The 11920-nt window shown below is 46.3% G+C and carries 13 protein-coding genes; all 13 read right to left on the bottom strand.

What is annotated here, in order from left to right; translation table 11 throughout:
* Window positions 1-429 precede the first annotated feature (429 nt).
* The 13 genes from M1L66_RS09015 to M1L66_RS08955 all read right to left on the bottom strand — a co-directional run bounded on the left by M1L66_RS09015 (window position 430) and on the right by M1L66_RS08955 (window position 11800).
* Entirely contained in the window at window positions 430-771 is a 342-nt protein-coding gene (locus tag M1L66_RS09015) for a hypothetical protein (RefSeq protein WP_434692360.1), read from the bottom strand.
* A 74-nt stretch (window positions 772-845) separates the two neighbouring features.
* The gene (locus tag M1L66_RS09010) at window positions 846-1376 is read right to left on the bottom strand and encodes a GNAT family N-acetyltransferase (RefSeq protein ID WP_187022745.1); all 531 of its coding nucleotides are present in this window, start codon (window positions 1374-1376) and stop codon (window positions 846-848) included.
* Window positions 1373-1954, bottom strand: a complete 582-nt coding sequence (locus M1L66_RS09005; RefSeq protein ID WP_434692356.1) for a VanZ family protein — start codon at window positions 1952-1954, stop codon at window positions 1373-1375. Before M1L66_RS09005 ends, M1L66_RS09010 begins: the two co-directional genes overlap by 4 nt.
* A 38-nt stretch (window positions 1955-1992) precedes the next feature.
* Window positions 1993-2169, bottom strand: coding sequence for a hypothetical protein (locus tag M1L66_RS09000; protein WP_002600821.1), 177 nt, complete (start codon window positions 2167-2169; stop codon window positions 1993-1995).
* A 93-nt stretch (window positions 2170-2262) separates the two neighbouring features.
* Window positions 2263-2937: an exonuclease domain-containing protein gene (locus tag M1L66_RS08995; RefSeq protein ID WP_434692354.1), complete on the bottom strand. Its 675-nt coding sequence runs from the start codon at window positions 2935-2937 to the stop codon at window positions 2263-2265.
* A 100-nt stretch (window positions 2938-3037) separates the two neighbouring features.
* Window positions 3038-3601, bottom strand: coding sequence for a Uma2 family endonuclease (locus tag M1L66_RS08990; protein ID WP_434692352.1), 564 nt, complete (start codon window positions 3599-3601; stop codon window positions 3038-3040).
* A gap of 325 nt (window positions 3602-3926) precedes the next feature.
* A complete protein-coding gene (locus M1L66_RS08985) occupies window positions 3927-4652 on the bottom strand; it encodes a transglycosylase domain-containing protein (protein ID WP_434692349.1) in 726 nt (241 codons plus the stop codon).
* Between the two features lie 435 nt (window positions 4653-5087).
* A complete protein-coding gene (locus tag M1L66_RS08980; RefSeq protein ID WP_110321244.1) occupies window positions 5088-6143 on the bottom strand; it encodes an SIS domain-containing protein in 1056 nt (351 codons plus the stop codon).
* Between the two features lie 181 nt (window positions 6144-6324).
* The gene (locus tag M1L66_RS08975; protein ID WP_434692346.1) at window positions 6325-7179 is read right to left on the bottom strand and encodes a class II fructose-bisphosphate aldolase; all 855 of its coding nucleotides are present in this window, start codon (window positions 7177-7179) and stop codon (window positions 6325-6327) included.
* Window positions 7180-7195: 16 nt separating this feature from the next.
* Window positions 7196-8035 carry a carbohydrate ABC transporter permease gene (locus tag M1L66_RS08970; protein ID WP_055656134.1) on the bottom strand — a complete coding sequence of 280 codons (840 nt, stop codon included), beginning with the start codon at window positions 8033-8035 and terminating at the stop codon, window positions 7196-7198.
* Window positions 8036-8051: 16 nt separating this feature from the next.
* The gene (locus tag M1L66_RS08965) at window positions 8052-8972 is read right to left on the bottom strand and encodes a carbohydrate ABC transporter permease (protein ID WP_055656136.1); all 921 of its coding nucleotides are present in this window, start codon (window positions 8970-8972) and stop codon (window positions 8052-8054) included.
* Window positions 8973-8986: 14 nt separating this feature from the next.
* A complete protein-coding gene (locus tag M1L66_RS08960) occupies window positions 8987-10393 on the bottom strand; it encodes a sulfatase-like hydrolase/transferase (protein ID WP_434692342.1) in 1407 nt (468 codons plus the stop codon).
* Between the two features lie 51 nt (window positions 10394-10444).
* Entirely contained in the window at window positions 10445-11800 is a 1356-nt protein-coding gene (locus M1L66_RS08955) for an ABC transporter substrate-binding protein (RefSeq protein ID WP_187022756.1), read from the bottom strand.
* Between the last annotated feature and the right edge of the window lie 120 nt (window positions 11801-11920).

The following is an 11920-nucleotide window of genomic DNA, read 5'->3' as shown; positions in this document are numbered from 1 at the left end:
TACCAGGTTCAGGCGTACTCCTTGGGAATACTCATACCTTCCTGGTATCTGATCATCATTCTATTCACTTCTGCTCTGCTGACCGATACTCCGGTTACTGCGATTCCTATATCGGTTGTATTGTTATAAACTTCCGCTATTGTACCGTTACGCAATCATACTATTATTTCAATCCACATTCTGAGTCCTGAATGCAAAAAACAGAAATTGTCATATTTCATCCGTAACGTAGTATTGTCATATTTTATCTATATTTGCTTTCATCCAATGCCATGCATTTCTTATGCCTGCAACCATTCTGTTTCAGGGTGGTGACTTCAGTCAGCCGTTATAGAAAGTATACGAAAAAAGAGGGAAAACGTCAATCATATTTCACGCAAACGTTTGATGAAAATTTGTGTTCTTCCTCCGCGTATAAAAGTTCCTCATTCAGCCCACAGGCCGCAGCCCCCATACGTCCTCTCCAATCTCCAGGACTGTGACGCCGTCTTCCCTGGCCTGAACAAACGCCGCCTCAATGAGGAAACGCCGCCCTTCCCCGCTTTCAAAATACTTTCCAATATACTCCTGATTCCAGCGGTCCATCTCCTGCATCGATTCCAGAATGCCTTCCAGCGCAGGAATCACGAGCCCCTTTCTTTCACGAATAAAGGCCCTGCTGCCTCCCAGCACAAAATGATTATGTAAGTCCGCTTTCGGAATCCGCTTCACCTGTTCTGTATCCCCATCCTTTAACGCCTTTATAAAGGCTTCCGACCATTTATCACCCATACCCGATCTTCCATTTCTATTTCTATTTTTATTATTAACATCCGTCAAATGATCATCCATCAAATAATGATCCGTCAATCCAGACCTTCGCTCCTGTCGCGTAAAAATATCTCCCTCCGATAACCTCCATACTTCAGCGCAGTTTTTACCGGTTTAAAGCCCTGCTTGATGATATTCTGCCTGCTGTACCGGTTTTCCGGGTGCACCGTGCACATAAAATAACGGTATCCCCGTTCTGCCAGTTCCTGCTCCGCGTGCTGCATCAGCCTTTTCTGGAGGCCTGCACCACGGTACTCCGGAAGAATTGCCACGGAATCCATATGAGCCACCAGCAAAAGCTCCGATTCCGGAAGGCCAATATCGCGCCCCAGATTTTCCTCGGAATCCCCGGGAAATGTCGTAAGTAAAATTCCAGCCACCGCGCCCGAGGGCTGATGAATCGCCTTATAACCGACTCCGTTGCTGTATTTCAGCATTTCGTATGTGTACTCCGCATTATCGGCCGCAAACCACTCCTTCTGCTCCATCGCCTCATATACTTTCTGAATAATGGAAGCAAAAAGCTCATAATCCTTCTCCTCCGCCTTCACAATCTCAAATGTCATTTCGTCTCTCCTTTAACCTGCATACCAGATGTCTCTCTGACCCGAAATCCCGGGATCCACAGCGGTCTGTATCTTTTTATCAACCAAAATACACCATAGCCCAGAACAGCGCCCAGCGTGTTGAGCCACAAATCATCGATATCCGTCCCCCTCGCCTGGGGCAGCTGACATATCTCCACCGTAAGCGAAAAAAAGAAGCCCGCAAAGGCCGCTTTCTTTAAGGACTCCCCTTTCCAGAGAAGCGCTGTGAAAAAGCCCGCCGGCATGAACATCACGATATTTCCTGCTATATTAATCATGGGATAAATCCAGTTTCCGTCTGACAGGGCTTTCCACGAATCCATAATAATGCGGAACGGAATCAGATTGATCCTCGAAAATCCCTTCAGCCCCACAAAACCGGTAAGCCCGCCCTCCGCGCTGCGCGGAATGATAGTAATGGAGGCCAGCCCCGCCATAAAGAGCAGAAAGCACCACAGTCCTGCCTCATGACATACTGTGGTGCTCCTGTGACTCTTACGCAGCCTCCGCACAGCGATTAAACGGACGATCCATATGACCGGTACCGCATACGCCATGTAAGGCGCCATATTCCTTATGTATGTCAAAACAGCGTTCATACAGCAGTACGCTCTGTTTCCAATTGTACTTCCTGGACGTTTCCTCTGGGAACGTAATTCTCTGAGGCCCGCTGTGCGGCTGTGCTGCGGCTGTACATTCCCGCTCCCAGCAGTACAAGAATAATACAAAATGCAATCAGCATGACTTTGTTATACAGATTCTTATCCTCCATCTCCCTGTCCTTTCCTGCCTTCCGGCACGCTTCACTCTTTTCTTTCAGTGTATCACAAAACAGGCGCCATGTCTCTTTCCGTTTTCTTACATCTTATACAACAATATTTTTCGTATACCTGCAGACCGGGTAGTTGGAGCAGCCATAGAATGGGCCGAAATTGCCATTTCGTTTTGTAAGCTCTCCCCCGCATCTGGGGCAGACCGGAATGTCCGCGTCCTTCAATAGTTTTCCCATATGCTCATAGCAGATCTGGTTCATCACGCAGTCGTTAAGCGCCCGGTGAGCCCCCTCCGAACTGATCTTAAAATACTCCGCCAGATCCGTAAGCCGGTAATGGGAAAGCCCCGGAAGGCATGCTCTGGCCATATATAACGTATCAATAAAATCGTTGAGCACTGCCGTCCCACACACCTCGCCGGCCACGCGGTTCAGAAACAGAAGATCAAAAGACTGAATATTATGGCCGATCAAAATCTCTCCGCCGATAAAGTTTAAAAACTCCGGCAGGATATGGGCGAGCCCAGGCTCATTCTGAACCATCTCATCGGTAATCCCGTTCACCTTCGTGGCCCCTGCCGGAATGGGACGCCCCGGATTCACCAGCCTTGAAAAGGTCTCCACCCGTTCATGATTCTTCACCTTCAGGGCAGATATCTCGATGATATCATCCTTTACCGAGCTGATTCCTGTAGTTTCCAAATCAAACACCACATAATTGTCCACATATTTGCTGAGCCTTTTTCCTTTGTTTTCCGCTGCTGCCATAATCGTTTCTTCCTTTCCGTAAATCAGATATCATGTTTTCTGTCCCGTACCTGTTTTCTGCAATTATACCGGATTTCCCGCAGGATTTCCACCAGAAACTTTACTTCTGGTGTTTCAATCTGGAGAAATCAAACACCAGTCCCCTGCACACCCTGGACCCCAGCGCACCGGAAAAAGAGGCCAGATCCATATCACCGTCATCGAAGTAATAGACGTAACCGTGATCCCAGTCCCGATCCACGATCCAGTACTCTTTTACACCTGCATTCCGGTATCTGGTCAGTTTGATCCGGTAATCCATATACTGGGACTCCGGCGCTACCACCTCGATTACAATCTCCGGCGCCCCGTTGCAGCCATGGTCCGTCAGCTTTCCCCGGTCAAGAATCACGCAGAGATCAGGGATCAGATAAGTCGTCCCCCCTCCGGCCAGAGTAAGGCCAAATGGAGCCGTACGCACTTCACAGAGTCCCGGATTCGTTTTCCGGTACTCCTCAATCATTTCCTTTAAAATTCTGACAATCCGCTGATGCCACCGTTTTGGTTTCCTCATAATATAAATCCGGCCATCAATCCGCTCGGCAAGCGGTTCCTCTACAGCGTTTGCACTTCTTTCTCTTGCATTACACTCTCTTGCATTACTTTCTTCTGGCAAATCCTTCACACTTCAGGCCTCGCTTTCTTAAGACTCCACGCCCCATACGAATCCATTTCCAGCCTCATGTCCGATTATAGCATTTTATAGTAAAGTTTACAATTTTATCATGTTTTTATTTTCGTACAAGAGAAGACTGTTCCTGATCCGCTTGTCGCCCCCTTGCTTAACGCTCCTACAATTATACTTGTTTTCCAAGAGTACTTCCAGTTATTTTTCCTCTTCCCCATTTTCAATGCTTGTCACTGCACATAAAAAATCACCGGGGCCGCTCCGCTCAAACTCTTTCTCAGTCTGGAGTAACACCGGTGATTTCAATATTTAGTTAATCAGATTAATTGATTGCAACCATCTGTGCCGCCACTGTTTCCGCTTCTTCCGTAGAGAAGTAACCACAGTCTTCCATGCGTCTTAACACCTGCATCTGGCGTTTTTCTGCCAGAACGGGATTTTTAGTCGGCGCATATCTGGAAGGTGCATTCGGGATTCCCGCCAGAAGCGTGCTCTCATACTTACTCATCTCTTCCGGCGCCTTGCCAAAATAGCCTTCGCTGGCATCGGCCACGGTGTAATATCCGTCTCCGTAATAGATCGTATTTACATACAGCTCCAGGATCTCTTCCTTGCTGTAATTACGTTCCAGGTCAAAAGCCATGAAGACCTCCGCGGCTTTCCTCGTCATCTCCTTTTCCTGGCTGAAGTAAAGATTCTTTGCCAGCTGCTGGGTGATGGTGCTTCCGCCCTCCACGAACCTGCCTGCACGCAAGTCATTAAACACGGCTCTTCCGATGGCGATGAGATCGATTCCCGAATGATTGTAAAATCTGTGGTCTTCCACAGAAACCACCGCGTTCACATACACCTCCGGCAGATCTTCAAATGTCGTATAATGTTCCTTATCCTGAATGGACTCTACTTTATCTGCCAGACTCATCTGATCCAGCGCGTTCCAGTACATGGAGTATCCCTTACCGGCAACAACGAAACCGGAACAGATACAGAGTACCATTGTCAGAACGATAAACCATTTAATTAGTTTCGTAACCTTTATTTTTTTCATTGCATCTGCTCCTTTCTTTTCGGTTTCAGACTTTTTTTGTTTTACTGGTTCTATTGTAACAGATTTTCAAACGGAAGACTTTAATAAACCCTTATAATAATCTGACAGATTCTGGCAAATACTGACGAGAATCTGAACAATTATTACGAAAAACAACTATAATATTAAATTTACCCGCGAATTTTAAAACTCCTGGCAATCCCATAATCATATATATCGATAAAACTCTGGAAACATTCCGGATAAACAACTTCGGAGGGGGCTGCAATTCCCGCGGCAGCTGGGGGATTGGATTATGGCTAAGTCCGCCATGCACCTCATGACCTTCGGTCATTCGGTCGCGGGCTTCGCCCTATGAAAAACGGCAGACAGAAAATTGCTTTTGTGCAAGCACAACGCAATTTTCTGTCTGCCGTTTTTCGCATGGCTCATTGCCTACGCGGATATCACAATCGCCTGGGATAAATGCCTCGGGGAATCTGCATCAATACCCTTCTTTTCTGCAATATAATAGCCTATAAACTGACCGATGAATCCTATAATTGCCGCATTCTGCGTATCGTTATAGCCATATGGCAGGTCGAGGCAGTAGTCCGCGTCTTTCAGATCTGCGGAAGCTGTGTTTCCGATTGCCACTGTCACTGCTCCGTATTCCTTCATCTGCGCGAGGAGCTTCGCATCCTCTTTTACGGTTTCAGAATGGCTTAAAAAGATAATCAGGGTGTTCTCATCCACCAGGCTCATCGGGCCGTGGCGGTATTCCAGTGAGAAGTAAGCCTCCGAATTGGAGAGTCCCATCTCCTTCATCTTGTTCATGCACTCGTTGGCGACGCCGTAGTTGATGCCCTGGCCAAGCGTGATAAACAGATTCAGTCCCTCATGCTCTGTGATAATACTCTTTGCCAGATCATCCATCTTCTTTAACGCGTCCCGGGCGCTGTCGCCGTAACCGGCCATGGCTGCGATCTCGTCCTTCTTACCGCCTGCATACATTGCCATAACAGCTGCCAAATACACCATGCTGGTGAAAGAACGGGTCATAATTACACTGTCCTCCGCCGTATCCGGGGAAAGGATCATAAAATCATTGTAGAGCGCGCTGTCCTGATCACAGGTAATCGCCAGCGATTTTACTCCTGGATAGCTTCTCACTTTATCGATGGCCATGCGCACTTCTGTCGTATAGCTCTTTCTCGTAATCGGAAGAACAAGCACCTTCCGGTTCTTCACAAAGGTCTCCGGGAAATAATAGAGCTCCGAACAGCACACCGCTTTTGATGGTATCGCGTTGTAGCTTGAAAACGCGTGGGCCGCTGCCTGGGCCAGATAGAGGCTGGTGCCGCAGCCGGTAAAGATCAGCTCATCGTAATCTTCTGCGAATACCTTGTCAAGAACACCATAGATGTCCCCAAGCGTGTTGTTGATTGCCTCGAATGACTCCGGCTGTAAGTAAATTTCTTTGTATGTAACTTCACTGTTTCTCTTTTCCATTTTAATAAGTCCTCTCTTTATTTTGTAACAGTTCAGATAGCTCATCTTCTTGACCGAAAAAGCCGGTCAAGAAGCATCGGATATTCATCCGATGTGACAATTGGTGCAGAAAACCGCTTACAAGCAAGCTTTACGCTGCTTTCTGAGCCAATTGTCCCGCCGTCTGAACTGTCACGTTATTTTAAGCTTTTCCTTCAGAACCGGCCAGGCGGATAATATCCTTGATGTCTTCTGTCAGCCTGTCATTGGCAAACTGGGACAATTTCCAGGAATGTCCCTGATGATCCAGAGCCTTAAGTCCTTCTTCATAGTGTTCCACGTATTTATACCGGATCTCGGTACCAAAATTAATCTTTGCCACACCCAGCTTGATCGCTTCCTTCACAATCTCTTCCTTCATTCCAGTACAGCCATGAAGCACCAGTGGGATATCCGTAAATTTTCTCACTGCCTCCAGTACTTCTAAATGGATATCCGGCTCTCCTTTGTAATAGCCATGGGCATTACCAATGCCAATCGCCAGGGAATCGGGCTGGCACATTTCCAGGAATTCCTTCACCTCACAGGGATCTACAATATTCTTATTTTCCATCACTGTCCCCATATTGTCAAGACGAAGGAGTTCTCCGATTTCCGCCTCTACCGGCACACCAAAGCATTTTGCCACCTTTATTACCTCATTGGTCATAGCAGCATTCTCTTTGATCGGACTTGTGGAACCGTCGATCATCACGGAGGTAAAGCCTAACTTCAGAGCCTCCATACAAATGTCGAAATCAGCACCATGGTCCAGATGAATAGATACAGGGACTGACACCTTGTCGGCACACCACTTGCAGACCTGTACAAACCAGTCATGACCAGAATAAGCGCCAGTAGACACATAGTGCGCCAGAATGATGGGAGATTTCATCTCCTCAGCCGCACGGCATGCAGCCCATATGATATCGTAGTTTCCGCCCTGCGTGTTGAGTGCTGGAATGGCATATCCGTTTTTGGATGCCTCAATTAGATTTTCTTTGTTAGTTACAAGCATAATTTTCTCCTTTTTCTTAACCTTTTACAGCTCCAGCTACCAGGCCCTTAATCATATATTTCTGGAAGAAGAAGAATACAATTACCATAGGTATTGTGCCCACAATGGATATCGTATTGATCAGAGACCAGTCATAGGAAAGCTCGCCCAGATAGCGAAGCGCCACGCCTGCGGATAATGTCCGAAGCGAGTCTGTCTGTATGAGTGTGGATGCGTGTAAATAATCATCCCAGGACAGCAAGAATGCGTAAATACCAACTGCCAGCATGCCGGGTTTCACTAATGGAACAACGACTCGAAACAGTGTTCCAAACCTGCCTGCTCCGTCTACACGAGCCGCCTCTTCCAGTTCTCTCGGAATCCCGTCATAGAAACTGGACATCAGCATGATAGTGAACGGCAGCTGTCCGGCAGCAATGGCCAGGATCAGTCCCGCATGGGTATTAATCAGGTTAACATCTCCAAGTATTTTATACAGGGAAATCAAACGGCTGACAACCGGGAACATCTGAGCGGAGGTAAATGCAGCTATAATCCATTTATTCCACTTAAAGTGGAAACGGGACAGTGCATAACCGGAAATAATTGCCATAAAGGTTGTCAGCAGCGCGGTGGAACCGGCTACAATAAAGTTGTTCTTATAATAGGTAAAGAAATCATTATCCACAGTAAACAGATTGATATAACTCTGGAAAGTAGGATTCCTCACAATAAAGGTCGGAGGGAATTTGTACGCCTCCATATTGGTCTTAAAGGACGTCAGCAATACCCACAAAAGGGGGAACAGCAAAAAGACGAGAATTATAATTAACACCACGTATTTTATTACGCCATTAAGGATACGTTTTCGTTTCATAAGCTTTCCACCCCCTCTACATGTCTTCGCTCTTGAAGATGCGGTTATAAATATAGACTACGATAATCATCATCAGCATCCAGACGGTTGTAACCGCAGCTCCTGATCCAAAGTTGTTGGAGACGAACGCCTCCCGGTAGCTTAAGATCGCCATGGTGGTCGTCGAGTTATTAGGGCCACCGCCTGTCATAGTCCAGAACAGCGGGAACTGTTTGAAGTTCTCAATGATGGACATGGATACCGTAACCTTGATTACACTCTTCATGTATGGAAGGACGATGCGGAAAAATCGCTGAACACCGTTCGCTCCATCAATCTTTGCCGCTTCCTGCATATCCTCCGGGACATTGGCAAGTCCGGCCAGCAGAAGCAGTGTGGCAAGTGGAATCTGCTTCCACAATGCCGCTACCGATACACCAAACATGGCCGTAGCCGGATTATTTAAAATCGCAAAATCCGTAATTCTGCCTTTTGTTAAGATTCCTACGAAATACTTAACCAGACCGTACTGAGGCTGGAACATCCACAACCATACAAGACCAGAAATCAGTGTCGGAACCACCCAGGGAACCATCATAATACTTCGGATAAACCTTGAAAATTTTACATTGCTGTTAAGAATCAGTGCCAAAGCCATACCGAGCACGAACTGAGCAATAACCACTCCAAAGACAAACGCCAGGGTGTTAGTCATGGACGGAATCAGCTTTCCGTTGGAAAACAACTTTGTATAATTGGCGAAGTTATTCCATACCCCCGGCTGACCCGAGATAATATTTCTCACCTTATAATCGAAAAAACTTCGGTAAATTGAATCCACAACAGGAACCAGAATAAATGAAACTGTTGTGATAATGGCCGGAATCATCAGCGCGATCGCAAATATTTTATCACCCGTCTGGCTCTTCCAGAGGGATTTCTTAATACCTTTCTCCATTGTTACAACTCCCTTTATATATTTTCCCCATATACATTGATACCAGGTCCCAAAAGTCCTGCTAAGTCTCTCTGTCCGCCGCCCATAACCGGCTCCTTAGCACCATCAATTCTTGGATCCACGTACTGTAAAAACCACAGTTCCATCTGCTTCTTCATATCCTGTATCATCTCCTGATACTGTTCATCTTCGATTCCGTTATGCGTCTCCCCCGGATCCGCTTCCAAATCATAGAATTCATCAGGACCATATGGATATCTGTGTACCAGCTTATACTTCCTGCTCCTAATCATACGGACTGGCCCATACTCATCAAATACAACAACTCTGCCATCTTCATTCTTATGCTCCTGTCCCATCAGTGCCGGCAGAAAACTCTTTCCCGGTAGTTCATCCGCTTCGTCATTCTCAAATCCCAGATATTCCAAAAGAGTCGGCATAAAATCATATCCGCTGTGCATCTCATCACATACCTGGTTCTCCGGAATATGGCCCTTATGACACATAATGAAAGGAACCTTTACAGAAGAATCATACATATTGAGCGGGAACGTACCATTTCCCTTCCCCCATATTCCATGATGACCGCAGTTAAAGCCGTTATCACTGGAGAAAATGATCAAAGTATCTTCCATCAGATTCTCCTCTTCCAGCTTCTTTAAAATACGCCCTACATTATCATCCATAGCCGTAACCGCTGCAAAGTAACCGATCAGGGATTCTCTGGGCCTTTGATATCCTGCGAGTACTTCTGTCTTTGCCCACGGATGTATCTCTCCCTGTGGACATGTTTCAAACGGACAATCCTCATAGATATCCGTATATTTCTTCGGATGGCAGTTAATCCACGGAGAATGGGGAGCAGTATAATGCACGCTTAAATAAAATGGCTGCTTTTTATTCTTTTCTCTGTCTATGAAAGATATCGCTTCATCAGTAATAATATCTGTTATGTACCCTTCTTCCTCCACCTTTTTTCCGTCCCGGAACATTGGTGCATTATAGTAGGGGCCGCCCCCCTTCTGGTGTGCGTACCAGAAGGAGAAGCCCTTCTGCGGATGGCCGCCGTCGCCTAAATGCCATTTTCCGCTCAGTCCACAGGTGTAGCCTTCTTCGGCCAGGATATCCGTATACCCGCGGTGATCCTTTAAAAACTCAATTGCTGCCTGGGAAGCGCCTCCGTTCCCTCCGCTTAGATAATCAAGAATTCCGTGTTGTGACGGAATCTTTCCTGTTAACAGAGAAGCTCTGGCAGGAGAACAAACCGGTGACGTACAGAAAAAGTTATCAAATCTCACTCCCTGTCTCGCCAACTTATCAAGGTTTGGCGTCCGGATCTCGCAATTGCCATAACAGCCCATGGACCAGATTCCCTGATCATCCGTCAGAATAAATACAACGTTCGGTTTCTTTCCTGCCATATCCTTTTACCTCATTTCTCTTTCTTTGATTCTTATACTATCTTTCATTCCCTATGGAAGCAGTGGCTGTACGGCCGTCTTAAATCCTTCGATCGCCGTATCCACGTCCTCTCCTCCTACCGTTACTGCCTGTGACAGTGCACAAAGTTCCAGGTTAAATTCAGATAATGTTGGGAACATATAAACCGGTTCTGCCTTCTCAACAGAATCCCCGGCACCATTTAAAATCGGGCTGTTTTTTACAGCTTCCATATCCTTCATAGAATTTTTCGCCGGAAGAGCTGGCGCAATGTTGGCAATATAGTCATTTAATACTTCAGGTGTAATTACATACTGGATAAAATTTTTAACTGCTTCTACATGTTCCGGTCCATTGTCCACTGCTACAAAGCAGTGAGACTGAAGTGTTGATGCACCATCACCGTTTCCGCCCTTTAGCGGCTCTGCCGCTGCAGCAAAGTTCACTACATCAGGGTTAATGGACTTTGCACCGTTAAAGCCCCATGAATTATCGTAATACATAGCCAACTGGCCGAGTGCAAATAAGTTTCTTAAATCCTTCGGTTTCGCGTTCTGCGGATTGTATCCCTTCTGATCCAGAAGTTTTAACATCTCCAGGGATTCTTTAAATGCAGGATCGTCAGCAGTAAGCTTGCCGTTATCGTCAATAACCTTTCCACCAAAGTTAGCTGCAAACGCCTGAATAGAAGAACCAATTACGATAACAGACGCTGTCGGCTGCCCAAACGCATATACTTTATTTCCATCATCCGTTGTCAGAGTTGATAGCTTCTCAGCCATTGTAAGCATCTCATCATAGGTTTTTGGCGGCTGCTCCGGATCCAGGCCGGCTTTCTTAAACAACTCCTTGTTGTAGAATAGAAGGGACGGAGATACATAAAGCGGCGCTCCGTAAACCTCTCCATCGACAGAGTGTGCCTCAAGAATATTCGCATAGTAGTCATTTAAGAAGGATTCATCCAGGACGTCCTTCATCGGCATTGCAAGACCAGAATCTACCAGTGCTGGCAGCCAGATCATCTCACTGAAAATACAGTCCACACGGTCTCCGCCGCCTGCCATGTTGATAACCTGATTTAATATCTCTCCATAAGGTGCTGTTACCCATTCGATCGTTACATTCGGATATTTCTCTTCATATCCGGCCTTTACGCTGCTCCAGAACTCATCATATCCCTTTTCCAGAACGGCATAGTTGGCAATTTTTAATGTAACCTTTTCTCCGCTTCCAGCTTCGCTCGTCTTCGCTTCCTCTTTTGCCCCTGCCTCTGTCTTCGCTTCCGTGTCTGCTGCACTCCCCGCCGTACTGCCGCCTCCACCGGAACATCCTGTGGTTAATGCCATAACACATGCAAGTGCCAGTGCTGCCAGTCTTCTTTTTTTCATTGTAATACCCTCTCTTTCCTCATTAAAATATAGTTTTTAGAGTTTCTATATTATTAGCTTGGGAAATATACACACGAGTGTATATTCCCCAATATAAAATGGTTTCCCATTTTATAATTT

Source organism: Hungatella sp. SB206, from assembly GCF_051132295.1.
Classification (GTDB): Bacteria; Bacillota; Clostridia; order Lachnospirales; family Lachnospiraceae; genus Hungatella; species Hungatella effluvii.
The sequence above is the reverse complement of the archived record's forward strand: the minus strand, read 5'-3'. Positions and strand labels throughout refer to the sequence as shown.